This window comes from Streptomyces sp. NPDC048623 (assembly GCF_040650755.1).
In the GTDB taxonomy this organism is placed as follows: domain Bacteria; phylum Actinomycetota; class Actinomycetes; order Streptomycetales; family Streptomycetaceae; genus Streptomyces.
In genome coordinates this window covers 312,166-335,962 of record NZ_JBEZHV010000002.1, presented here as the reverse complement: position 1 = coordinate 335,962, position 23,797 = coordinate 312,166, and the positions used below count along the sequence as shown (strand labels likewise).

Genomic DNA, 23,797 nt, shown 5'->3' with positions numbered 1-23,797 from the left:
CCTTACACATGCCCCCACTGCCGCGCTGCTCAGAGGCGCTTCAGCGTGTTCTCCATGAGCTGCACCACCGAGGTATCCGCCACCTCCGCCACCTCGTCGTACGCGAACCAGCGCAGGTCGAGGGACTCGTCGCTGATCTGTTCCACGACACCGGCCGGGGCCAGCGCCGCGTACTGCACATCCAGGTGCCAGTTGCACGGCGCCGGGATCGGGTGCCGGTCGAGCCGCACCGGACCGCCCGGCAGCAGCGTCAGCCCCGCGATGCCGGACTCCTCCGTGCCCTCGCGCAGCGCCGCCTCCGCCAGGGTCGCGTCCTCCGGCTCGCAGTGCCCGCCCATCTGCAGCCACATGTTCAGCTTCTTGTGCAGCGTGAGGAGCACTCGCCCCCGCTCGGGGTCGATCACCAGCGCGCTCGCCGTCACATGCCCGGCCGAGCACGGCTTGTACATGCCGTCCTCGCCCCGCGCCATGAGGTGCTCCAGATAGACATCACGCAGCTCCGGCTGGTCCGCGTACTCCTTGAGCACCAGGACCGCGTCGTCGTACAGGCTCACTTCTCGGTCTCGTCCTTGCCCTCGTCGCCCTCGTCGCCCTCGTCGTCCGTGCCCGCGTCCTGGGAGCGCCCCTCGGCCGCCTCGCCCAGCATCTTGTCGAGCTCCGAGAAGTCCAGCTGCTCGCGGTGCACGAAGCCGTCCGGGTCGTCCAGGTCGGTCGCCGTCGGCAGCATGTCCGGGTGCTCCCACAGACCGTCCCGGCCGTCCACGCCGCGCGCGTCGGTGAGCGAGGCCCACAGCCGCGAGGCGTCCCGCAGCCGGCGCGGACGCAGTTCGAGGCCGATCAGGGTCGCGAAGGTCTGCTCGGCCGGGCCGCCGGTCGCACGGCGCCGGCGCAGCGTCTCACGCAGCGCGTCCGCCGAGGTCAGACGGGTCTTCGCGGCCTCGTGGACCACCGCGTCCACCCAGCCCTCGACCAGCGCGAGCGCCGTCTCCAGGCGGGCCAGGGCGGCCTTCTGCTCCGGCGTGTCCTCGGGCTGGAACATGCCCTGCTGGAGCGCCTCCTGCAGCTGCTCGGGGTGCGTCGGGTCGAGCTGACCCACCGCCTCCTCCAGCTTCGAGGTGTCGACCTTGATGCCCCGGGCATAGCCCTCGACCGCGCCGAACAGATGCGAGCGCAGCCACGGCACATGCGCGAAGAGACGCTGGTGGGCGGCCTCGCGCAGGGCCAGATACAGCCGGACCTCGTCCGCCGGGACACCCAGGTCCTTGCCGAAGGCCGCGACGTTCAGCGGCAGCAGCGCCGCCTTGCCGGCCGGGCCCAGCGGCAGGCCGACATCGGTCGAGCCGACGACCTCGCCCGCGAGCACGCCCACGGCCTGCCCGATCTGCTGGCCGAACATGGCGCCGCCCATGGAGCGCATCATGCCGATCAGCGGGCCCGCCATGGCCTGCATCTCCTGCGGCAGCACATCGCCCATCGCCGCGCCGACCCGCTCGGCGACCGGGTCCACGAGCTGCTTCCAGGCCGGCAGGGTCGCCTCGACCCACTCCGCGCGGCTCCACGCCACGGCCGTGCTCGCGCCCGAGGGCAGCGAGGTCGCCTGGTCGAGCCACAGGTCGGCCAGACGCACCGCCTCCTCGACCGCCGCCTTCTCGGCGGGGCCGACGCTCGCGTCCTTGGTGCCGTCCGGGGTGCCCTGCGCCACGACCTGGCGGGCGATCTGCTTCGCCATGTCCCAGTTGACCGGCCCGCCCTCGTAACTGAGCATCTGGCCGAGCTGCTGGAAGGCCGCGCCCAGGTCCTGGGGGTTCAGGTTCCCGAACATCGCGGCGAACGGGTTGTCCGCGCCGCCCGGTCCGCCCATGCCGGGCAGCCCGCCGAAACCGAACGGGTTCGCCCCGAACGGGTTGCCGCCGCCCTGGCCACCGGACCCCTGGCCACCTCCGGCGGGGTCCTTCTTCTTGCCCTCGTCGCCGTTGTCCGGCTCCTCCGGCGGAAGGCCGAATCCGAATGGGGTGTCACTCACAGGTTTCCTCGGCTCGTCGGGCCGCCGGCTTCCTGCCGACGGCGGGCTCTCACCACCAGCGTAGGCGGTGGTTCACCGGTCAGGCCGGGCCGACCGGCGGGCCACCGCCCCGACATCCGCACCGGATCCGGGCTCGGTGCTCCGCCGGGCCGTGGCCTGGGGCAGGATGGACGCCACCTGGTACGTACGCGTCATTCGGGTACGTACTGAAGACAACCGCTGGAGACGCCCGGTGAGTTCCCCTGATCCTCAGGTTCGCGCAGCGCGAAACCACTCAACCCGGTCCGCCGCGCGCGGCCCCGTCGTCGCGGTCACCGGTGCCGCGTCCGGCGTCGGAGACCTGCTGACCCGGCGACTCGCCGCGTCCGAGGAGGTCAGGCAGGTCATCGCGATCGACGAGCGCCGCGGCGAGGTGTCCGAGGCGCAGTGGCACATCCTCGACGTGCGCGATCCGGCCATCGCCGAGAAGCTGCGCGGCGCGGACGTGGTCGTGCACCTCGCCGTCGACCTCGACCTGGAGACCGACCCGGCCGCGCGCACCGCCTACAACGTGCGCGGCACCCAGACCGTGCTCACCGCCGCCGCGGCCGCCGGGGTGCACCGGGTGGTGCTCTGCACCTCGGCGATGGTCTACGGCGCGCTGGCCGACAACGACATCCCGCTCTCCGAGGACGCCGAGCTGCGCGCCACTGCCGAGGCCACCGGCGTCGGCGACCTCCTGGAGATCGAGCGGCTCGCCCGGCGCGCCCCGCGCGCCCACCCCGGTCTGAACGTGACCGTCGTCCGGCCCGCGGTCCTCGTCGGCGGTACGGACACGGCGCTGACCCGCTACTTCGAGTCGCCCCGGCTGCTCGTCGTCGCCGGATCGCGCCCCACCTGGCAGTTCTGCCACGTCGACGACCTGGTCAGTGCCCTGGAGTACGCGGCCCTGGAGAAGGTCGACGGCGAGTTCGCGGTCGGCTGCGACGGCTGGCTGGAGCAGGAGGAGGTCGAGGAACTGTCCGGCATCCGGCGCATGGAGCTGCCCTCGGCGGTCGCCCTGGGCGCGGCGGCCCGGCTGCACCGGATCGGCCTCACCCCGTCACCGGCGGGCGACCTCGCGTACACGATGCACCCCTGGGTGGTCAGCGTCGGACGCCTGCACGACGCGGGCTGGCGGCCGCAGTGGACCAACGAGGAGGTGCTCGCCGCGCTCCTGGAGGAGGTGCAGGGCCGCCACACGGTCGCCGGACGCCGGCTCGGCCGCAAGGACGCGACGGCGGCGGGCGCGGCCGGTGCGACGGTGGCGCTGCTCGGCACGGCCGCGCTGGTACGCCAGATGCGGAAGCGGCGCGGCCTGTAGGACCCTCCTACGGAGGGTCCGCCGCCCCGGCGGAAAGGGCGATTCCGCGATGTCGGTGCCGTACGGCACGATGGAGGGCATGGCAGACACGCACGCCCACGGCCAAGCCCACGGTCACGCCGGCGCCCGCCCCGACCACCCCGGCGAGCGGGTCGCGGACGACCCGATCAAGCTGCTCGCGATCCGTGACGCCCCGCTCTCGGTCGACGAGGTCCTCCGCGCGGCCAGCGACGACGCCGCGGGCGGCACGACCCTGTTCGTGGGCACGGTGCGCAACCACGACGGCGGCGCCGACGTGGACGCCCTGGGCTACTCCTGCCACCCCACCGCCGAGGCCGAGCTGCGCCGGGTCGCCGAGAAGGTCGTCGCGAACTACCCGGTCCGCGCCCTGGCGGCGGTCCACCGGGTGGGTGACCTCCGTGTGGGTGACATCGCGGTGGTCGTCGCGGTCTCCTGCCCGCACCGCGGTGAGGCCTTCGAGGCCTGCCGCATGCTCATCGACGACCTCAAGCACGAGGTCCCGATCTGGAAGCACCAGACGTTCTCGGACGGTACGGAGGAGTGGGTCGGCGCCTGCTGAGAGGCGTGGCCGCGCAGGATTCCGTATGCACGCTGCATGGCAACGCGCCACGCCGACGACCCGTAGCCGAACGCCCCGATTTGCGTAACCGCCCCCCGCGCGTGAGCGTTGATTCCGCGGATGAATAATCTGCTGATCAACTCACTGCGGACCATTGGGGATGGGAGGTCGGGATGGCAGCGCTGGCGTGGTTGTTGATTCCGCTTTTCGCCGTCGTCGGGGCGGCGATATGGGGAAGCTGGGCTTCGAGGAACAAGACGACAGGCGACGTCGCCGAGCTCGCGGGGTACGCACGGTTCAGGGACGCCATGGAGCGCACCCACACCGTCCCCGCCGACCCCACGACCGCCGCCGCTTCCGCTTCGCTGGTGCCCGAGCGCGAGGCCGCGCCGGCGACCACCACCGGCTGAACCGTACGGCCCGCGCCGCCGGCCCCGTACCGGCGAGCCCGCTTGATCACGTACGGACCGCCCCAGGGGCGCACTCACAGGCCGGTCCCGTACTGTCGTTCCATGCCACGCCGCACCGCGACGATGCTCGCCTCCACCCTGGTCCTGATCACGCTGCTCTGTGTCGGCGTCCTCATTCCGGTCCCGTACTCGGAGATGAGCCCCGGCCCGACCGTGAACACGCTCGGTGAAGCCCGCGGCGAACCGGTTCTGCAGATCTCCGGGCACCAGACCTACCCGACCTCCGGCAACCTCAACATGACGACCGTCCGGGTCACCGGCGCGGACTACCGGATGAACGCGGTCGAGGCCGTCTACGGCTGGCTGGCGCACGACAGCGTGGTCGTCCCGCACGACACCCTCTACCCGGACGGAAAGACGGAGGAGGAGTCGAGCCAGGAGAACGCCGAGGAGTTCAGCCAGTCCCAGGAGAGCGCCAAGGCGGCCGCCCTCAAGGAGCTGAACATCCCGGTGACCACCCGGGTCGTCGTCGCCACCGTCGTCAAGGGCACCCCCGCCGAGGGCAAGCTGCACGCGGGCGACGTGATCCGCGCCGTGGACGGCGTCGCGATCAAGGAGCCGGGCGACGTGGCCAAGCAGGTCACCAAGCGCAAGCCCGGCCAGGACGTGGTCTTCACGATCGTCCCGGCCAAGGAGGCCGCCGCCGCGGAGCAGGCCCACAAGGACGCCACCACCACCGAGCAGGTGGTCATCAGGACCGCCAAGGCGGAGGAGGGCGACCGGGCGATCGTCGGCATCCAGGCCGGCACCGACCACGTCTTCCCGTTCACCATCGACATCAAGCTCGCCGACGTCGGCGGCCCCAGCGCCGGACTGATGTTCGCGCTCGGCATCGTCGACAAGCTGACCCCGGGCGCGCTCACCGACGGGAAGTTCATCGCCGGCACCGGCACCATCGACGACAAGGGCGAGGTCGGCCCGATCGGCGGCATCGAGATGAAGCTGGTCGGCGCGCGCCGCGCGGGCGCCGAGTACTTCCTGACCCCCGCCGACAACTGCGCCGTCGCGGCCGCCGACACACCCGCCGGCCTCACCCTGATCAAGGTCGACACCATCACCGACGCGAAGAAGTCGCTGGAGAAGCTGCGCAACGGCGACACGAGCTCGCTCCCCAGCTGCTCCAAGAGCTGACCGCCGCCCCGTGCGCGTGAAGGGGGCGCCCACCCGGGCGCCCCCTTCACGCACGCGTGCGGCCTCAGGACTCGAACGTCGCCGCCAGCGCGTCCGCCAGCCCCGGCACCAGGTCCGGGCCGGTCAGCACCTCGCTCGGCGAGTCCTTCTCGCGCAGTCGGATCGCGGCCTCACGGGCCCCGTCCCGCAGCACCGCGACCGTCATCCGGACCTCCTGCCGGTCCGGGTGCCGGGCCACCCACTTGGCGAGCCCGGCCTCGTTCAGGCCCTTCGGCACGGCGGCCTCGGCCGACGGCGGCAGCATCAGGCGCTCCACCGTGAGCGCGCAGCCGGCCACGCCGTCGGGCCAGGCGATGGTGCCGAGGAACTCGTCGAGCGCCTTGCCCTTCGGCAGCTCCTCCTGCTCGATCGGCGTGTACGAGGTGGTCTGGTCGGTACCGGCACCGGCGCCGAGCTGCGAGGCGAGCGAGGGCGCCTGGGCGCGCAGCCGTGCGGTGTCGACCAGGGCGAACAGGCGGGCCGGCCGGTCCCAGCCGAGGCCCGAGGCGTACTCGTCGATCTCGAGCACCGCGCGGGTGAGGGGGCTCGCGGCCATCGGAGGGCCGGAGGGGGAAACGTTGGACATGAGCAATATCCTGCCTGGTCTTCTCCCGAAGACGGGAACTAGGTAAAGCCTCAGTAAGTTGCATCAGTGGGCTCTACGATCGCGGAGCCTGCTTACCGACGCATTCGAAGCACTAGAACGCATTCGAAGTATCAACCTCGAGGGGCGCACGTTGGCTTTCCAGATGCCGGACCGCGGCGGCGGCACAGGTCCTTCCGGGCCGAGGATCAGAGTCGGCCGGCCGTCCCGGCGCGCCCGTACGCTGCTCATGACGCTCGGCGTCCTGGCGGTGCTCGCCATGGTGTTCGTGATGTTCAGCGGGTTCTGGACGGACTGGCTGTGGTTCCGCTCGGTCCACTACTCGTCGGTGTTCACCACGACCCTGTGGACCAAGATCGGCCTGTTCCTGGTGTTCGGTCTGCTGATGGCGCTCGCCGTCGGCCTGAACATCTGGCTGGCGTACCGGCTGCGGCCGCCGCTCAGCGCGATGTCGCTGGAGCAGCAGAACCTCGACCGCTACCGGATGGGCGTGGCGCCTTTCAAGAAGTGGGTGCTGCTCGCGATCACCGCCCTGGTCGGCCTGATCGCCGGTGCCTCCGCCTCCGGGCAGTGGCGCACCTGGCTGATGTGGGTGAACGGGGTCTCCTTCGGGCAGCGGGACCCGCAGTTCCAGCTGGACGTGTCCTTCTACGCGTTCGACCTGCCCTGGTACCGCTTCCTGCTCGCCTTCGGCTTCGCCGCCACCGTGCTCTCGCTGATCGCCGCCGCCCTCACCCACTATCTGTACGGCGGGCTGCGCATCACCAGCCCCGGCGCCCGGGCCACCGCCGCCGCGACCGGGCACCTCTCCGTGCTGCTCGGCGTCTTCGTGTCGCTGAAGGCCGTGGCGTACTGGCTCGACCGGTACGGCCTGGCGGTGAAGTCCAGCGACTTCAAGGCCACCGGCAACTGGACCGGTCTGCGCTACGTGGACGCCAACGCGTACCTCCCGGCGAAGACCATCCTGTTCTGCATCGCCGTGATCTGCGCGCTGCTGTTCTTCGCGACGCTGTGGCGGCGCACCTGGCAGCTGCCGGTGATCGGCTTCGGTCTGATGGTGCTCTCGGCGATCCTGATCGGCGGCCTGTACCCGGCCATCGTGCAGAAGTTCCAGGTGCAGCCGAACGAGCAGGCCAAGGAAGCGCCGTACATCCAGAAGAACATCGACGCGACCCGCAAGGCCTACGCGATCGACTCGACCGAGCCCGAGGACTACTCGGGCAAGTCGACGGTCAAGGCCAAGGACCAGCTGCGCACCGACGCGGACACGGCGGCCAGCTACCGCCTGGTCGACCCGAACGTGGTCTCGCCGACCTTCCAGCAGCTGGAGCAGAAGCGGAAGTACTACCAGTTCCCGCTCACCCTGGACGTCGACCGCTACCAGGGCAAGGACACCGTCGTCGGTCTTCGTGAGCTCAACATCAAGGGCATCCCGAAGCGGAACTGGATCAACGACCACTTCACCTACACCCACGGTTACGGCGCCATCATGGCGACCGGCACCCAGACGGACAGCAACGGCTCCCCGATCTTCACCGAGCAGGGCCTGCCGACCACGGGCATGCTCCCGAAGTACGAGCAGCGCATCTACTACGGCGAGAAGACCGACCAGTACTCCATCGTCGGCGGGCCCCAGAAGGAGCTCGACTACGAGGAGAACGGCGAGAAGACCACCAGCTACCAGGGCGGCAGCGGGGTCAGCCTCTCCAGCGCCTTCAACCGGGCGGCGTACGCGGTCGCGTTCAGCGAGCCGCAGATCCTCTACTCGGGCGCCATCGGCGACGGTTCGCGGATCCTCTACAACCGCACCCCCAAGGAGCGGGTCGAGGCCGTCGCGCCGTGGCTGACCATCGACGGCGACGCCTACCCGGCGGTCGTCGACGGCCGGATCCAGTGGATCGTCGACGCCTACACCACCACCAACGGCTACCCGTACGCCTCGCGCACCACCCTGGGCGAGAGCACCGCGGACGCCCTGACGGTCGGCAACCAGCAGCGCGCGGTCGTCGCCCAGCAGAACCAGGTCAACTACATCCGCAACTCGGTGAAGGCCACCGTCGACGCCTACGACGGCACGGTGAACCTCTACCAGTGGGACACCCAGGACCCGGTCCTGAAGACCTGGATGAAGGCCTTCCCCGGCACGGTCAAGGAGCGCTCCGCGATCAAGCCGGACCTGCTGGCCCACCTGCGCTACCCGCAGGACATGTTCAAGGTCCAGCGCGAGCTCCTGACCCGCTACCACGTGCAGGACCCGGCGCAGTTCTACAGCGGCTCGGACGCCTGGCAGGTGCCGGACGACCCGACCAGCAAGGACGGCAACGCGGTCCCGCCGTACTACCTGAGCATGAAGATGCCCGGGGACACGGCGCAGAAGTTCTCGCTGACGACGACGTTCACGCCGAACGGGCGGCCCAACCTGGGCGGGTTCATGGCGGTGGACGCGGACGCCCACAGCAAGGACTACGGCCGGATAAGGCTGCTGAGGGTCGGCGAGAACGTGCCCGGACCGCAGCAGGTGCAGAACAAGCTCAACAGCCTCCCGTCGGTCGCGACCTTCGTGCGGGACATGAAGGGCGCCGACTCCGACATCATCTACGGCAACCTGCTCACGGTCCCGCTGGACGGCGGCTTCCTGTACGTGGAGCCGGTGTACGCGCAGGGGCGCACCGGGCAGTACCCGCTCCTGAAGAAGGTGGCGGTGTCCCACGTGGACACGGACCAGCCGAAGGGCGACACCACCACGGACACCACGGTGTTCGCGGACAATCTGACGGACGCCCTGAACGCGGTCTTCGGGGTCGAGGGCACGCAGCCGCCGGCCACCCAGCCGCCCGGCACCAAGCCCCCGACGACGCCCACGACGCCGCCGACCAACGACGCCGCCCTGAAGCAGGCCATCGCGGATGCGCAGAAGGCGTACGACGACGGCCAGGCGGCGCTCCAGAAGGGCGACTGGGCGGCGTACGGCAAGGCCCAGACGGCCCTGCAGGACGCCCTCCAGCGCGCGGCCGACGCGGGAGCGAAGCTCCAGCCCAGCCCCTCGGCCAGCCCGGCGCCCGGCCAGTCCGGTCCTGCGCCCGGCCAGTCCAGCCCGCCCGGCAGTTGATCGGTCAAGGCCTCACCCCGCGTCGTGATACGGTTTCTCTACCGACGCGGGGTGGAGCAGCTCGGTAGCTCGCTGGGCTCATAACCCAGAGGTCGCAGGTTCAAATCCTGTCCCCGCTACTGACGAAGAGGGCCCGAATCCATAAGGATTCGGGCCCTCGGCGTGTGTCCGGAGCCATCCGGAGGCCGAAGAGCGGTATGGATGGGGGGAGTTGACGCAGGACGTGTTTGACTTGTCTCTCTGTGGGCATGTCGACAAAACGCTGAAGTGACCTCACTGGCTGCGGTATACCAGGTGTACGCAGGTTGCGGGTGGTGCGACGATGGTATTTATGGGGGACAGGGCAACTCTGTTGGAGACAGGGCGGTTTGTGCAGCGGCATGCCGGAAACGCCGCAGACGAGATCATCGAGGCCGCGGGAGCAGCCGTCGATGCGGCCGTCGACACCACCGCCGACCAGGAGACCGAGGCCGAGACCGAGGCCCGCCACCGCCTCGCCGCCGAGAAGGGCGACGCCGCGTCCATGAGCGTGCTCGGCGCGCTGCTGCTGCGCCGCGGGGACCTGGACGGCGCCGAGCCGTATCTGCGCGGTGCCACCGGCCAGGGCGACCGTGCCGCCGCCAACAACCTGGGTGTCCTGCTGCACCAGCGCGGCTACCCGGACGAGGCCGCCGGCTGGTGGCGGGTCGCCGCCGTCGCCGGCTCCGCGCCTGCCGCGCACGCCCTCGGCCGGCACCACCGCGAGCGCGGCGACGAGCCCGCCGCCGAGTACTGGCTGCGCCAGGCCGCCGAACAGGGCCACGCCCTCGGCGCGTACGCCCTCGCCGACCTCCTGGAGCACCGCAGCGACGTCGGCGCCGAGCGCTGGCTGCGCGCCGCCGCCGAGCAGGGCCACCGCGAGGCCGCCTACCGGCTCGCCCTCGCCCTGGAGCGGCGGGCCTCCGGACCGGCCGCCCGCGGCCCGCACGCGTACGACACGGGTACGGGCACGGGTACGAGCACGGGCCTGCGCGCCGTGCGTCCGGCGTCCGCCGGGCCCGAGCACCGCGACGCTGCCGGCAAGACGAAGCCCGCTGCCGCCGCCGACGGGCTCGCCGAGGCCGAGCAGTGGTTCCGGCAGGCCGCCGCGCGCGGCCACCGGCGGGCCGCGCTGCACCTGGGCGCCATCCTGGAGAAGCGCGGCGACCTCAAGGAGGCCGGCCGCTGGTACCTGACCTCCGCCAAGGACGGCGAGGCCCGGGCCGCCTGCGCGCTCGGCTTCCTGCTGCGCGACGCCGGCGACGAGGAGAGCGCCGCCGTGTGGTGGCTGCGCGCCGCCCAGGACGGCGACGGCAACGCCGCCAACGCGCTCGGCGCGCTGCACGCCGCCCGCGGCGAGCAGCAGACCGCCGAACGCTGGTACCGCGCCGCCATGGACGCCGGTGACGTGAACGGCGCCTACAACCTCGGGCTGCTCTGCGCCGCCCAGGAGCGCACCGCGCAGGCCGAGCAGTGGTACCGCCGGGCCGCCTACGCCGGCCACCGCGAGGCCGCCAACGCGCTGGCCGTGCTGCTGCTCCAGGCCGGCGACGCCAACGGCGCCGAGCCGTGGTTCTCCAAGGCCGCCGAGGCCGGCAGCGTCGACGCCGCCTTCAACCTGGGCATCCTCTACGCCGGCCGCGACGACGACCGCACCGCGCTCACCTGGTACGAGCGGGCCGCGGCCGCCGGCCACACCGAGGCCGCGCTCCAGGTCGGCATCGCCCACCTGCGCGACGGTGACGAGCAGGCCGCCGAGCGGCATCTGCGCTGTGCGGCGGGCGGCGGCAGCCCCGAAGCCGCCTACCGGCTCGCCACCGTCCTCGACGCGCGCCGCCCGGCGCCCGGGCCGCCGGTCCTCGGGGCCCCGCGCGAGGAGAAGAGCGAGTGCGAGGAGTGGTACGAGCGGGCCGCCCAGCAGGGCCACCGCCGCGCCCAGGTCCGGGTCGGCATGCTCGCCGCCGCCCGCGGCGACGTCGCGGAGGCGGCCCGCTGGTACCGGGAGGCGGCCGAGGCCGGCTCCCGCAACGGCGCCTTCAACCTGGGCCTGCTGCTCGCCCGCGAGGGCGCGGAGCGGGAGGCCGCCCTCTGGTGGACCCGCGCCGCACACGCCGGCCACGGCCGGGCCGCCCTGCGGCTCGCGCTGCTCGCGGCGCGGCGCGGCGAGCTCACCGAGGGGCGCCGCTGGTGCGACCGCGCGGTCGAGCTCGGCCCGGCCGAGGTGGCCGAGCGGGCGGCGCGGCTGAGCGAGGCGCTGCACCAGGAGCTCACCGCTTAACGGATTTGCGCTGGTGAGGGCCGTCCCGTAAGGTTGGGTTCACCGACGCGGGGTGGAGCAGCTCGGTAGCTCGCTGGGCTCATAACCCAGAGGTCGCAGGTTCAAATCCTGTCCCCGCTACTCAGTAGCACGAAGGCCCGGATCCTCAGGATCCGGGCCTTCGTCGTATGTACGGGCTGGGCCGGCAGGCACGGAAAAGCCCCGCCCGAAGGCGGGGCTCTCGTGTGTCGCCGAGAAGCTACGCGGTCGTCGCGCAGCTCGGGCAGATGCCCCGGTAAGTGACCTCGACGTTCGAGATCGTGAAGCCGAAGCGCTCGCTCGCGGGCAGGTCCGCCAGCGGGTCGCCGGCCGGGTGCACATCGCGGATCGCGCCGCAGCGGGCGCAGACCAGGTGCTGGTGCGGACGGTGGGCGTTCGGGTCGTAGCGCTTGGCGCGCCCGTCCGTGGCCACCTCGATCACCTCGCCGAGCGTCACCATCTCGCCCAGCGTGTTGTAGACGGTCGCCCGCGAGATCTCGGGCAGGCGCTCCACGGCGCGGGCGTGGACCTCGTCGGCGGTCAGGTGCACATGATCTCCGTCGAGCACCTCGGCCACGACGCGACGCTGCGCGGTCATCCGCCAGCCACGGCCGCGCAGTCGTTCCAACAGGTCACTCATGGGGGTCAGAGTAACAGTCGCGGCAAGCGAGTCCCGAACGGGTGTGAGTTTGGATACCCCCTCGGATTGGACAAAGTCCAATCCGAGGAGGGCGTGTCGTGGCGCGTCAGGCGGCGCTGTGCACCGGGAGCCAGCAGCGGATGATGTCGCGGACGGAGACGATGCCGACCGGCCCGTGGTCGTCGAGCACCACGAGATGGCGGAAGCCGCCGCGGGTCATCGCCTCCGCGGCCTCCTCCAGGGTCCAGGTCGGGGCGGCGAAGACCACGTCACGGGTGGTGTGGGCGTCGCAGGTCTCGCGGTCGGGGTCCCGGTCGGTGCCGATGGCGTTGAGGACGTCGCGTTCGGTGAGGATGCCGAATCCGCCGGCGTCGCCGTCCTGGACGACGGCCGCGCCGACGCGGCGCGCCGACATCAGCCGGGCGGCCTGGCGGAGTGTGTGGGCCGGTCCGATGGTGAGGATCACGGTGGTCATGGCGTCACGGACGAGCATGGAGGGAACCACCTCCGGTTCGGAGACTTCACAGGCGGAGACTTCGAGAACTTTTTCACAAGTTCACAAAGGGGGGATTCTCAGAGTGACACCGGGGGAGGGAGCCGACAAGGGGGCGCGCGGAGCTCCCCGCGGAGTGCGCGGGGGCGCGTGACGGATGCTCAGTCCTGCTGCGCCGGCTCCGTGTTGAGGTAGCTCAGGAGCTCACCGTGGAGCAGGCCGTTCGACGCCGCAGCGTTGCCGCTGTGCGGGCCGTGCCGGCCGTCGAGGCCGGTGAAGGTGCCGCCGGCCTCCTGGACCACGATCGCCGTGGCCGCCATGTCCCACAGCGACAGCTCGGGCTCGGCGCACAGGTCCACCGAGCCCTCGGCGACCATCATGTACGGCCAGAAGTCGCCGTACGCGCGCGTGCGCCAGACCGCCCGCGTGAGGTCGAGGAAGCCGTCGAGTCGGCCCCGCTCCTCCCAGCCGGTCAGGCTGGAGTACGCGAACGAGGCGTCCTCCAGGCGCCCGACCTTAGAGACCCGGAGCCGGGTCGCCGAGGCCAGGCTGCGGCCGGTGTACGCGCCGAGCCCCTTCGCCGCCCACCAGCGCCGGCCGAGCGCCGGGGCCGACACCACGCCCACCACCGGCTGGAAACCGGTCTCGCCGGCCTCCATCAGCGCGATCAGGGTCGCCCACACCGGCACCCCTCGAACGTAGTTCTTGGTGCCGTCGATCGGGTCGATCACCCAGCGGCGCGGGCCCGAGCCCTCCACGCCGTACTCCTCGCCGAGGATCGCGTCCCGCGGCCTGGCGCGCTGCAGCTGCCCGCGGATCAGCTCCTCCGCGGCCTTGTCCGCCTCGCTCACCGGCGTCATGTCGGGCTTCGTCTCGACCTTCAGGTCGAGCGCCTGGAACCGGTCCATGGTGGCCGCGTCCGCGGCATCCGCGAGGACATGGGCGAGACGCAGATCGTCGTGGTAATCGGCCATGGTCGAAACTCTATCCCCCGAAGGCGCGTCGCCCCGCGGTGGCCCTTGACACTGCGTGGCCGTGCGTCAACGCTGTGCGCAGTACCGATACGGCCGGGAGGCGACGATGCCTACTGCCCGAGAGTCCCTGCTCGACACGGCCCTCGCGGCCCTCGCCACGCTGCCCTGGTCCGCCGTGCGGATGGTCGACGTCGCCGCCCGCGCCCGGGTGTCCCGGCAGACCCTCTACAACGAGTTCGGCAGCAAGGAGGGGCTCGCCCGCGCGCTCGTCCGGCGCGAGGCCGACACCTACCTCCAAGGGGTACGGCGGGTGCTCGCCGCCCCCGCACCGCCCGAGCGCAATCTGGTCGCCGTCGCCGAGTGGACCGTCGCCCGCGCCGCCGAGCGCCCGATCCTGCGGGCCCTGCTCACCGACGCCTGGACCGAGGGCCTGCCCCGGCCGCGGCCCGCGAGGACGGGGGCGAGGACCGCGCCCGTACCCGCCCAGCGGCGCGCCGACGCGGGGCCGCCCGCGCCCGGCGAGCTGGTCGCCGAGACCGCCGCCTGCGCGGGGGAGCGCTGGGCCGTCGGCTGCGAACTCGCCGTACGCCTCGCGCTCAGCCATGTGGTCGCGCCGCCGATCGCCGTCCCGAGGGCCCCGGACACGCCCGACGCTCAGTGCGCCGAGCCGGAGAGCTGGAGGCCGATCACGCCGACGATCACCAGCGTGATCGAGACGATCTTGAGCGTGGAGACGACGTCGCCGAGGAAGACCATCCCGTAGATCGCGGTGCCCGCCGCGCCGATCCCGGTCCACACCGCGTACGCCGGACCCACGTCCAGCTTGCGCAGCGCGAGGGTCAGCAGGCCGAAGCTGCCGAGGGCGAAGGCGGCGAACGCGATCGTCGGCCAGAGCCGGGTGAAGCCGTGCGACAGCTTCAGGCACACCGCGAATCCCGTCTCCAGGAGCCCGGCGACCACCACCAGCAGCCACGCCATCGTCAGTGCCTCCCACGCCCCGTAGGGATCCACCCCGCGGGGCCGCCCGTATGGATCACTTGGTGCGATTATGCACTTACCGTTCGCGCCGGTTCGCAAACGCGCGCGGTCAGTCGCCTTCGCGCCGCTCCCGCGTCGCGAGCAGCCGGCGCAGCGAGTAGAGCCGGGCCGGGTCCGCGTGGCCCTCGGCCACCCAGGCGTCGAGCGCGCAGTCCGGCTCGTCGTGGCTGCACGCGCGCGGGCACTCCTCGGTGCCCGGCTCCAGGTCGGGGAAGGCGTGGATGACCCGGGACGGATCGACATGGTGCAGGCCGAAGGAGCGCACGCCCGGGGTGTCGATGACCCAGCCGTCGACCTTGTCGAGCGGCAGCGCGAGCGCCGAGGTCGTGGTGTGCCGGCCGCGGCCGGTCACCGCGTTCACATGCCCGGTGAGCCGCCGCCGCTCCTCCGGCACCAGCGCGTTCACCAGGGTGGTCTTGCCCACGCCGGAGTGCCCCACGAACGCGGTGACCCGGTCGCCCAGGTACTCGCGCACCCGGTCCGCCGCCCCGCCGTCGTACAGCTCCTCGCGGTTGACCACCACGTACGGGATGTCCAGGTCGCCGTACAGCTCCAGGAGCGTCGACGGCGGCGCCAGGTCCGACTTGGTGAGCACCAGGAACGGGTCGAGCCCGCCGTCGTACGCCGCCACCAGGCAGCGGTCGATCAGGCGCGGGCGCGGCTCGGGGTCGGCGAGCGCGGTGACTATGGCCAGCTGGTCGGCGTTGGCGACGACCACGCGCTCGTACGGATCGTCGTCGTCGGCCGTGCGGCGGAGCACCGAGCTGCGCTCGCCGATCCGCACGATCCGGGCCAGGGTGTCCTTCTCGCCGGACAGGTCGCCGACGAGCGAGACCCGGTCGCCGACCACGGCGGCCTTGCGGCCCAGCTCGCGGGCCTTCATCGCGACCACGGCCCGGTCGTCGACCAGACAGGTCAGCCGGCCCCGGTCGACGGTGAGGACCATGCCCTCGACGGCGTCCTCGTGCTTGGGGCGGATGTTGGTCCGGGGGCGGCTGCCCTTGGGGTTGGGCCGCTGGCGGATGTCGTCCGCGTCGGTGTGCTTGCCGTAACGCCGCATGGCTCAGACTCCGAGCATTTCGGTCCACATCCTCGGGAAGTCGGGCAAGGTCTTCTCCGTCGTCCGCACGTTCTCGATCTCCACACCCTCGACGGCCAGGCCGACGATCGCGCCCGCGGTCGCCATCCGGTGGTCGTGGTACGTGTGGAAGACGCCGCCGCGCAGCGGGCGCGGGCGGATGTGCAGGCCGTCCTCGGTCTCCGTGACGTCGCCGCCGAGCCCGTTGATCTCCCGGGTCAGGGCCGCGAGCCGGTCGGTCTCGTGCAGCCGCAGATGCGCGACGCCGCGCAGGGTGGACGGGGAGTCGGCGAGCGCGGCGACCGCCGCGATGCCCGGGGTCAGTTCGCCGACCTCGCCGAGGTCGACGTCGATGCCGCGGATCCGGCCGGTGCCGGTGAAGGTCAGCCCCCGGTCCGTCAGCTCGCAGGAGCCACCCATCCGGGTGAAGATCTCCCGCAGCGCGTCACCGGGCTGGGTGGTCCTGGCCGGCCAGTCCGGCACCGTGACCCGGCCGCCGGTGACCAGGGCCGCGGCCAGGAACGGCTGGGCGTTCGACAGGTCCGGCTCCACCACCAGATCGCGCCCGAGCAGAGCGGACGGGGCGACCCGCCACACGTCGGGGCGGCCGCCGTGCTCCGGCTCGTCGACCTGGGCGCCGACCGCGCGCAGCATGTCGACGGTCATCCGGATGTGCGGCAGCGAGGGCAGCCGGCCGCCCACGTGCCGTACCTCCACGCCCTGGTTGAAGCGCGCGCCGGAGAGCAGCAGGGCGCTGACGAACTGGGACGAGGACGAGGCGTCGATCTCCACGACCCCGCCCTCCAGACCGCCGCCGCCGTGCACGGTCATCGGCAGCGCGCCGCGCCCGTCGTCGTCGATCCGGGCGCCGAGCGCGCGCAGCGCGTCGATGACGCCGTGCAGCGGGCGCTCGTGGGAGCGCGGGTCGCCGTCGAAGCGGACCGGGCCGTCGGCGAGGGCCGCGACCGGCGGAAGGAAGCGCATGACCGTGCCGGCGTTGCCGACGTCCACGGTCGCCGGGCCGCGCAGCCCGGCCGGGATGATCCGCCAGGCCTCGCCGGTGCCGTCCGGGCCCACGCCCTCGTCGATCTTCACGCCCAGGGTGCGCAGCGCCTCCGCCATGAGCACGGTGTCGCGCGAGCGCAGCGGGCGCCGCACCCAGCCCGGCTCCGCGGCCAGGGCCGCGAGCACCAGGGCGCGGTTGGTGACCGACTTGGATCCGGGCACGGTGACGGTGGCGTCGACGGCGCCGCCCGCGTACGGGGCGGGCCACAGGCCGGTGAGCGGATCGGTGGTGGACGCGGTGCTGTCGGTCATGCCCTCACTTTACGGGGGTGAACAGCGCCCGCTACACGCCGAGCAGCCAGCGTCCGCCGCCGATCAGGGAGCAGATCGAGACCGCGTGGAAGAACAGCAGCCACAGCACGGGCGGTACGTGGGTGAGGCGGCCGAGCTGGTCCGCGTCGGAGTCGCCGGCGCCCTCGTGCCGCCGCTTGGCCTGGAGCTCGAAGGCCGGGCGCACCCCGCCGAGCAGCAGGAACCACACCACCGCGTACGCGAACACGGACTGCACGTCCGGGCCGGTGAACCAGGACACCAGGAGGAACACGCCGCCGGTGAGCAGCACCGTGAAGATCCCGTACGCGTTGCGCACCATCAGCAGCAGCGCCACGAGCAGCGCCGTGGCCAGCCAGAGCAGCAGGGTGATGTGGTGCGTGGAGAGCAGCGCGGCGCCGCCGAGGCCGAGCAGCGGCGCGGCGGTGTAACCGGCGGCGGCCGTGAGGATCATGCCGAGGCCGGTGGGGCGGCCGCGCGAGACGGTGAGGCCGCTCGTGTCCGAGTGCAGCCGGATCGACTGGAGCCGGCGGCCGCTGAGCAGCGCGATGAGGCCGTGGCCGCCCTCGTGCGCAATGGTGATGGCGTTGCGGGACAGGCGCCACAGGGGGCGGGGCAGGACGGCGGCGAGCGCGGCGACCGCCGTGACGATCACGATCCACTGCTCGGGCGCGCTCTGGGTGCCGAGGACGTCCGCCATGCCGAGCACGTCCGCCATGCCGAGGACTTCTGACATTTCGTGTACGGGCTCCTCGGTCGGGGGCGGGATCGTGGCAGTGTGGCACGTATGTGCGGACGGTATGCGGCGAGCAGGCGCCCCGAGGACCTGGTGGACGTCTTCGAGGTCGAGAAGTGGGAGCCCGAGGAGACCCTGGCCCCCGACTGGAACGTGGCCCCGACCAAGGAGGTCTACGCGATCCTGGAGCGTCCTCTGAAAGACGCGGAATCCCGGCGCCCGGTTCGCCAGATGCGGGTCCTGAAGTGGGGCCTGGTGCCGTCCTGGGCCAAGAACCCGGAGGGCGCCGCCCGGATGATCAACGCCCGCGCGGAGACCCTCCACGAGAAGCCCTCCTTCAAGCGGGCCTTCGCGCAGCGCCGCTGCATCCTGCCGGCCGACGGATATTACGAGTGGGTGACCGGCTCCGAGGAGCGGGACCTGGAGGTCGAGGGGAAGAAGAAGCGGCCCCGCAAGCAGCCGTACTTCGTGACCCCCGCCGACGGCTCGGTCTTCGCGATGGCCGGGCTCTACGAGTTCTGGCGCGACCGGACCCTGCCCGACGAGGACCCGCTGGCCTGGTGGGTGACCTGCTCGGTGGTCACCACGGAGGCCGAGACCGGACCCCTGGGCGTCGCCCCGGCCGAGGGCCCGCGCTCGCTCGCCGACATCCACCCCCGGATGCCGCTGATGCTCACCCCCGACCGCTGGGACGCCTGGCTCGACCCGGCCCGCACGGGCCTCGACGAGCTGCGGGGGCTGCTCGCCCCGCCGCCGGAGGGCCTGATGCGGGCCTACCCGGTGCCGACGGCGGTCAGCAACGTGCGCAACAACGGACCCGAACTGCTGACGGAGCTGGCCGCACCGGAGGTCGCCACGCTCTTCTGAGACCTGCCCCTCTTAAACCTCTCCTTGGTCTTCGCGCGAGAGGATGGGGGCGTGACGAAGAGCGAGATCGTTCCGACCGACGCCGGGGACGCCCGGATCACCTGGCACGCGGCGAAGAAGCCGTGGACCGTGCTCGCCGTGAGCCACGGTGCCGGCGGTGGCATCGAGGCCCGCGACCTCGTGGCCCTGGCCGCCGCGCTGCCGGCCGAGGGCGTCACCGTGGCCCTGGTCGAACAGCCCTGGCGGGTGGCCGGCAAGAAGCTGGCCCCCGCGCCGAAGACCCTCGACACCGGCTGGCGCGGCCTGTGGCCCGCGCTCGCCGCCCCCGGCCTGCCGGTGATCGCCGGCGGACGCAGCGCCGGCGCCCGGGTCGCCTGCCGCACCGCCCGCGAACTCGGCGCGAGCGCCGTCCTCGCGCTGAGCTTCCCGCTGCACCCCCCGGGCAGGCCGGAGCGCTCCCGAGCTGACGAACTCCTCGGCGCGGGCGTGCCGACCCTCGTCGTGCAGGGCGGCAACGACCCCTTCGGGAAGCCCGCCGAGTTCCCGGCCGGCGACCACACCCTCGCCGAGGTGCCGTACGCCGACCACGGCTTCGCCGTACCCAAGCGCGCCCCGATCACCCAGGACGAGGCCCTGGACACCGTCGTGAGCGCCGTCACCCAGTGGCTCGCGTCACTGGGCCGACCGCCTCGCACGGGCCGGGAATGACGGGCGGGGCGGTGCTGTTGTGACGGACATCGGTGCTTGGAGCAAAAGGAAGAGGGAGTCCGTCGCATGGGTTCTGCCATCTGCCGTGAGCGCCCGCAGGCCGCTGACCTCGACTGGACAGTGCTGCCCGGGCCCAAGGCCGCCCCAGTTCGGGCGGCGGGCGGAGCGGTTCCTCGTCTATCCTCCGAAGCGAGCGGGTCCGCGTTCGGATTCGCCGCAGCGCTGGAGGAGGTGGGTCCGGTCACTGGGACCGACACAGGGACCGACGACGGCCCCGAGGAGACGACCGAGGAGCGCAACGCGCGCTTCGAGCGGGACGCCCTCGGCTACCTCGACCAGATGTACTCGGCCGCACTCCGCATGACGCGCAACGCCGCGGACGCGGAGGACCTCGTGCAGGAGACCTACGCGAAGGCGTACGGCTCCTTCCACCAGTTCCGTGAGGGCACCAACCTCAAGGCGTGGCTGTACCGCATCCTCACCAACACCTTCATCAACTCGTACCGCAAGAAGCAGCGTGAGCCCCAGCGTTCGGCCGCCGAGGAGATCGAGGACTGGCAGCTCGCCCGCGCCGAGTCGCACATGTCGACCGGCCTGCGCTCCGCCGAGTCCCAGGCCCTCGACCACCTGCCGGACTCCGACGTGAAGGAAGCGCTGCAGGCGATCCCCGAGGAGTTCCGCATCGCCGTCTATCTCGCGGACGTGGAGGGCTTTGCGTACAAGGAGATCGCGGACATCATGGGTACACCCATCGGCACGGTGATGTCCCGACTGCACCGGGGCCGCCGCCAGCTGCGCGGCATGCTCGAGGACTACGCCCGCGACCGCGGGCTGGTTCCCGCGGGCGCCGGAGAGTCGTCGCACGATCTGAAAGGCTCGGGCTCATGAGCTGCGGAGAGCCGCACGAGACGGACTGTTCGGAGATCCTGGACCATCTCTACGAGTTTCTCGACCGGGAGATGCCGGACAACGACTGCACCAAGTTCGAGGTGCACTTCGAGGAGTGCTCCCCGTGCCTGGAGAAGTACGGGCTCGAGCAGGCCGTGAAGAAACTGGTCAAGCGCTGCTGCGGCAGTGACGACGTGCCGATCGATCTGCGGGCCAAGGTGATGGGCCGGATCGAGCTGATCCGCGAGGGCCATCTGCTCCCCGAGCAGGACGCCCAGGACGCCGCGCCCGCGCCGGCGGCCCCGCAGGAGCAGTAGGGCCTGTCCGCACACTTACCCGGGAGGCCGGGCGCGCATGGATCATTGCCGCGCCCGGCCTCCGGCGTACGTGTGAGCGGTGTGTCCGTCGGCTGATCGGTTTGTATCACCCGATGGTGCGAATCGTTCCCGGCCGCCGGTCGCCGCCGCCCCGACTCGCTAGCGTGACCGGCGTGAAGGTCATTCCGCGGGGCAAGGGCGTCCCGCTCGCGGCACGCGGCTATGTCGGCTGCGCGCTTTTCGCCGCCGCCGCGGTCGTCCTGCCCGCGTTACGCCCCGGGGCCGGCACCCCCTGGCCGACCGTGCTGCTGCTCGCCGCGCTCCACCCGCTGTGCGAACTGCCCGCCCGCTGCCGCCTCTTCCGCGGCTACCGCGGCCTTTTCGGCGGCCGCGACGGCGGACCGGCACCCCTCGGCACCGGCTCCTTCTTCCCCGTCCTCATCGCCGCCGCGCTGCTGCTTCCGCCCGCCGCTGCCGCGCTCACCGCCCTGCCCGGCGCGCTGCTCACCCGTGTCGACCGGCCGCCCGCCGTGCTGCGCCGGGCCTGGCGGGCCGCCGAACTCGCCCTCGCCGTCGGGGCCGCGGCCGCCGTCGGCCAAGCGCTGCGCTGCCCCGAAGCCCTCGGCCTCGGGCCGCGTACCCCCGACTTTCCGTACGTCCTGCTCCCCGCCGGGGCGACCGCGCTCACCTTCTGCCTGGTCCTCACCGCCCTCGACGGCGGCATCCGCGCCACCGCCGAACAACTGCCCCCGCACACCGCCTGGCGCGGACTGCTCGGCCGGGCGCTCGCCCCGCACGCCGTGCACGGCCTCGCCGGACTGATGACCGCGGTGCTCTGGCGCAGCGGATACGGGCCGGTCGCCGCGCTGTTCGCGCTGCTGCCCATGTACCTGTCCTGCTGGGGCTTCGCCCAGTACCACCGTGAGCGCGCCGCCCACCAGGCCACCATCCGCGCCCTGGTCCAGGCCGTCGACATCAAGGACCGCTACACCCGCGGCCACAGCGAACGCGTCGGCCACGCCTCCGTCCTGATCGCCCGTGAACTCGGCATGCCGGAACCGCGCCTGGAGGTCGTGCGGTTCGCCGGCATCCTGCACGACGTCGGCAAGCTCGGCGTACCCACCCGGGTGCTCCGCAAGGACGGCCCGCTCACCCCCGAGGAACGCCGGATCATCGAGCTGCACCCCGAGTACGGGCACGAGATGGTGCGCGGCATCGGCTTCCTCGGCGAGGCCCGCACGGCGATCCTCCACCACCACGAACGCATGGACGGTTCCGGCTACCCGTACGGCCTCAAGGGGGACGAGATCCCCGAGTACGCGCGCGTGGTCGCCGTCGCCGACGCCTTCGACGCCATGACCTCCACCCGCTCCTACAGTCGCGCCCGGCCGGTCGGGACGGCCCTCGCCGAGCTGGAGCGGTGCGCCGGCAGCCACTTCGACCCGCGGATGGTCGAGGCGCTCGTCCGCGCCCTGGACCGGCACGGCTGGCAGCCCGAGGTCACCGCCGACGAGCCGGCCGTCCCCACCCCGCGCACTCCGGGCCCGGCGCCGGCGACGGCCCCGGCCGCCGGTGCGGACGGCCGCGCCACGGCCACGATCGGCGTGCCGGGCAGCGTGCCGCAGGCGCCCGCTGCCGCGGCCCCCGCCGAATCCATCCCCGCCTCCGCGTCCATGCCCGCCCAAGTCCCCGCGCCCGCGCCCGGCCCGGCCCCGGCCGCCGGTGCGGACGGCCGCGCCACGGCCACGAGCCGCGCGCCGGGCGGCCCGCCGCAGGGCCCCGCCGCCCCGGCGCCCGCGCCCGCACCGCTCCAGGAGCCCGCGTGAGCACCGGCCGCGCCACCGTCGGCCTCGTCGGCCCGGTCGGCCCGGTCGGCCTGATCCACGGCGCCGCCCTGCTGCTCACCCTCGCCGGCCTGGGCTCCACCCTCTGGTACGGCCTCGACGAACCCGGCAACGCCCTCGCCTTCGGCGTCCTCATCGCCTTCGGCGAGCTGACCCGCTGGGGCGCCCGGCGCGGCGAGAGGGAGCCCGCACCGCTCGCCGCCGCCGGCGCGCTCGCGTACGCCCTGCTCGGCCAGAGCGGCGGCCGGCCCACCACCCACGGCGTCCTCCAGACCGTCGCCGTGGTCGTCGCCGCCGGCCTTGCCGGGATCGTGCCGCACGTCGCCCAGGGCCGCGGCCCCGACCCCGACCAGCTCGCCCGCCGGGTCCTCACCGTCGCCTTCGCCGCCCTCTGCTTCCAGCCCCTCTACAACGCGGGCATCGTCACCGCCCGGATCGGCGAGGGCCCGCCGTACGCCCTCTTCCTGCTCCTCCTGCTGCTCCTCACCGCCCTCTGCGACGCCGTCCTCGCCGCCCTGCTGCGCCGCGCCCGCCGCGGCCACCCCTTCGGCCCGCTGCTCCGCGACGAGCTGCGCGCCCTGCTCGGCATCGGCTCCGCCGTGGGCGCCACCGGCGCCGTGATGGCCCTCGGCGTCGCCGTCGCCGGCCTGTGGGCGCTGCCCGTCTTCGCCGTACCGCTGCTGCTCACCCAGGTCTCCCTGCGCCGTTACGCCGCCGTCCGCACCACCAACCGGCAGACCATCGCCTCGCTCGCCCGCGCCACCGAGATCGCCGGCTGCACCCCGCCCGGCCACGCCCGCCGGGTCGCCGTGCTCAGCCGGGCGGTGGGCCGCGAGCTCGGCCTGTCCGGGGCGGAGCTGACCGTCCTCGAATACGCGGCGCTCATGCACGACATCGGACAGCTCTCACTCGTCGACCCGGTCGCCGGCGGCGCCACCGCCCCGCTGTCCCCCGAGGAACAGCGCCGGATCGCCCTGCTCGGCGCCGCCGTCGTGCGCCAGACCGGGGTCCCCGAGGCCGTCGCCCGGATCGTCGAGCAGCAGGCCGACCCGTACCGCGAGCAGCCCCTGCCCGCCCGGATCGTGCGCACCGTCAACGCCTACGACGACCTGGCCGGCACCGGTGCGGACGGCGGCCTCGGCGCCCTCGAACGCCTTCGGCTCGGCACCGCCCGCGATCACCACCCGGACGTCGTCGAGTCCCTCGCCCGCGTTCTCGCGCGAGGCGGCGTCGCCCCAGCTCCTCCGGGGTAACCCATGGGTAATGA

23 protein-coding genes and 2 tRNA genes are annotated in these 23,797 nt (G+C 72.7%); 15 read left to right on the top strand and 10 right to left on the bottom strand.

Annotated features, from left to right (window positions below; all coding sequences use genetic code 11):
• Positions 1–29: 29 nt before the first annotated feature.
• Both AB0C73_RS04580 and AB0C73_RS04575 read right to left on the bottom strand, forming a co-directional pair.
• Complete coding sequence (locus AB0C73_RS04580; protein ID WP_362524476.1) at positions 30–554, bottom strand: NUDIX hydrolase; 525 nt, start codon at positions 552–554, stop codon at positions 30–32.
• Positions 551–2,023 carry a zinc-dependent metalloprotease gene (locus AB0C73_RS04575; RefSeq protein ID WP_362524473.1) on the bottom strand — a complete coding sequence of 491 codons (1,473 nt, stop codon included), beginning with the start codon at positions 2,021–2,023 and terminating at the stop codon, positions 551–553. Before AB0C73_RS04575 ends, AB0C73_RS04580 begins: the two co-directional genes overlap by 4 nt.
• A gap of 232 nt (positions 2,024–2,255) precedes the next feature.
• On the opposite strand from AB0C73_RS04575, the gene AB0C73_RS04570 reads away from it, so the two are divergent.
• From AB0C73_RS04570 to AB0C73_RS04555, 4 genes are all read left to right on the top strand, one after another.
• Entirely contained in the window at positions 2,256–3,365 is a 1,110-nt protein-coding gene (locus AB0C73_RS04570; protein WP_362524472.1) for an SDR family oxidoreductase, read from the top strand.
• 79 nt (positions 3,366–3,444) lie between these two features.
• Entirely contained in the window at positions 3,445–3,945 is a 501-nt protein-coding gene (locus AB0C73_RS04565) for a molybdenum cofactor biosynthesis protein MoaE (RefSeq protein ID WP_362524470.1), read from the top strand.
• 173 nt (positions 3,946–4,118) lie between these two features.
• Positions 4,119–4,355 carry a hypothetical protein gene (locus AB0C73_RS04560; protein WP_362524468.1) on the top strand — a complete coding sequence of 79 codons (237 nt, stop codon included), beginning with the start codon at positions 4,119–4,121 and terminating at the stop codon, positions 4,353–4,355.
• A gap of 102 nt (positions 4,356–4,457) precedes the next feature.
• Entirely contained in the window at positions 4,458–5,546 is a 1,089-nt protein-coding gene (locus tag AB0C73_RS04555) for a PDZ domain-containing protein (RefSeq protein ID WP_362524466.1), read from the top strand.
• Between the two features lie 64 nt (positions 5,547–5,610).
• On the opposite strand, the gene AB0C73_RS04550 is transcribed toward AB0C73_RS04555, so the two are convergent.
• The gene (locus tag AB0C73_RS04550) at positions 5,611–6,171 is read right to left on the bottom strand and encodes a PPA1309 family protein (protein WP_362524464.1); all 561 of its coding nucleotides are present in this window, start codon (positions 6,169–6,171) and stop codon (positions 5,611–5,613) included.
• 163 nt (positions 6,172–6,334) lie between these two features.
• Here AB0C73_RS04550 and AB0C73_RS04545 point away from each other — a divergent pair, with 163 nt between their 5' ends.
• The 4 genes from AB0C73_RS04545 (at position 6,335) to AB0C73_RS04530 (ending at position 11,714) form a co-directional block, all read left to right on the top strand.
• Entirely contained in the window at positions 6,335–9,298 is a 2,964-nt protein-coding gene (locus tag AB0C73_RS04545; RefSeq protein WP_362524740.1) for a UPF0182 family protein, read from the top strand.
• A 45-nt stretch (positions 9,299–9,343) separates the two neighbouring features.
• Positions 9,344–9,417: transfer RNA gene (locus AB0C73_RS04540), tRNA-Met, on the top strand.
• A 203-nt stretch (positions 9,418–9,620) separates the two neighbouring features.
• Entirely contained in the window at positions 9,621–11,594 is a 1,974-nt protein-coding gene (locus AB0C73_RS04535; protein WP_362524462.1) for a tetratricopeptide repeat protein, read from the top strand.
• 46 nt (positions 11,595–11,640) lie between these two features.
• Positions 11,641–11,714, top strand: a tRNA-Met gene (locus AB0C73_RS04530).
• Between the two features lie 118 nt (positions 11,715–11,832).
• Here AB0C73_RS04530 and AB0C73_RS04525 read toward each other — a convergent pair.
• From AB0C73_RS04525 to hisN, 3 genes are all read right to left on the bottom strand, one after another.
• A complete protein-coding gene (locus AB0C73_RS04525; RefSeq protein ID WP_362524459.1) occupies positions 11,833–12,252 on the bottom strand; it encodes a Fur family transcriptional regulator in 420 nt (139 codons plus the stop codon).
• A gap of 106 nt (positions 12,253–12,358) precedes the next feature.
• Entirely contained in the window at positions 12,359–12,745 is a 387-nt protein-coding gene (locus AB0C73_RS04520) for a CBS domain-containing protein (protein ID WP_362524457.1), read from the bottom strand.
• Positions 12,746–12,906: 161 nt separating this feature from the next.
• Positions 12,907–13,719 carry a histidinol-phosphatase gene (hisN, locus tag AB0C73_RS04515; RefSeq protein ID WP_362524454.1) on the bottom strand — a complete coding sequence of 271 codons (813 nt, stop codon included), beginning with the start codon at positions 13,717–13,719 and terminating at the stop codon, positions 12,907–12,909.
• 106 nt (positions 13,720–13,825) lie between these two features.
• Here hisN and AB0C73_RS04510 point away from each other — a divergent pair, with 106 nt between their 5' ends.
• A complete protein-coding gene (locus AB0C73_RS04510) occupies positions 13,826–14,482 on the top strand; it encodes a TetR/AcrR family transcriptional regulator (protein WP_362524452.1) in 657 nt (218 codons plus the stop codon).
• Here the strand turns inward: AB0C73_RS04510 and AB0C73_RS04505 are convergent.
• The 4 genes from AB0C73_RS04505 to AB0C73_RS04490 all read right to left on the bottom strand — a co-directional run bounded on the left by AB0C73_RS04505 (position 14,374) and on the right by AB0C73_RS04490 (position 17,870).
• The gene (locus AB0C73_RS04505; RefSeq protein WP_362524450.1) at positions 14,374–14,697 is read right to left on the bottom strand and encodes a multidrug efflux SMR transporter; all 324 of its coding nucleotides are present in this window, start codon (positions 14,695–14,697) and stop codon (positions 14,374–14,376) included. The two genes, AB0C73_RS04510 and AB0C73_RS04505, sit on opposite strands and share 109 nt — an antisense overlap.
• A gap of 109 nt (positions 14,698–14,806) precedes the next feature.
• Complete coding sequence (gene rsgA, locus AB0C73_RS04500) at positions 14,807–15,817, bottom strand: ribosome small subunit-dependent GTPase A (RefSeq protein ID WP_362524448.1); 1,011 nt, start codon at positions 15,815–15,817, stop codon at positions 14,807–14,809.
• Positions 15,818–15,820: 3 nt separating this feature from the next.
• Positions 15,821–17,152 (bottom strand): 3-phosphoshikimate 1-carboxyvinyltransferase, encoded by a 1,332-nt coding sequence (gene aroA / locus AB0C73_RS04495; protein ID WP_362524445.1) that lies wholly within the window; start codon positions 17,150–17,152, stop codon positions 15,821–15,823.
• Positions 17,153–17,183: 31 nt separating this feature from the next.
• Positions 17,184–17,870, bottom strand: coding sequence for a M50 family metallopeptidase (locus AB0C73_RS04490; protein WP_362524737.1), 687 nt, complete (start codon positions 17,868–17,870; stop codon positions 17,184–17,186).
• A gap of 87 nt (positions 17,871–17,957) precedes the next feature.
• Between AB0C73_RS04490 and AB0C73_RS04485 the strand changes: the two genes are divergently transcribed.
• The 6 genes from AB0C73_RS04485 to AB0C73_RS04460 all read left to right on the top strand — a co-directional run bounded on the left by AB0C73_RS04485 (position 17,958) and on the right by AB0C73_RS04460 (position 23,783).
• Entirely contained in the window at positions 17,958–18,773 is an 816-nt protein-coding gene (locus tag AB0C73_RS04485; RefSeq protein WP_362524442.1) for an SOS response-associated peptidase, read from the top strand.
• A gap of 51 nt (positions 18,774–18,824) precedes the next feature.
• A complete protein-coding gene (locus AB0C73_RS04480) occupies positions 18,825–19,481 on the top strand; it encodes an alpha/beta family hydrolase (RefSeq protein ID WP_362524439.1) in 657 nt (218 codons plus the stop codon).
• A 231-nt stretch (positions 19,482–19,712) separates the two neighbouring features.
• Positions 19,713–20,369, top strand: a complete 657-nt coding sequence (locus AB0C73_RS04475; protein ID WP_362524736.1) for a sigma-70 family RNA polymerase sigma factor — start codon at positions 19,713–19,715, stop codon at positions 20,367–20,369.
• Positions 20,366–20,686, top strand: a complete 321-nt coding sequence (rsrA, locus tag AB0C73_RS04470; RefSeq protein ID WP_362524436.1) for a mycothiol system anti-sigma-R factor — start codon at positions 20,366–20,368, stop codon at positions 20,684–20,686. The genes AB0C73_RS04475 and rsrA overlap by 4 nt, the downstream gene beginning before the upstream one ends.
• A gap of 173 nt (positions 20,687–20,859) precedes the next feature.
• Positions 20,860–22,512, top strand: coding sequence for an HD-GYP domain-containing protein (locus AB0C73_RS04465; protein WP_362524434.1), 1,653 nt, complete (start codon positions 20,860–20,862; stop codon positions 22,510–22,512).
• Positions 22,509–23,783 carry an HD domain-containing protein gene (locus AB0C73_RS04460; RefSeq protein WP_362524431.1) on the top strand — a complete coding sequence of 425 codons (1,275 nt, stop codon included), beginning with the start codon at positions 22,509–22,511 and terminating at the stop codon, positions 23,781–23,783. Before AB0C73_RS04465 ends, AB0C73_RS04460 begins: the two co-directional genes overlap by 4 nt.
• Positions 23,784–23,797 lie beyond the last annotated feature (14 nt).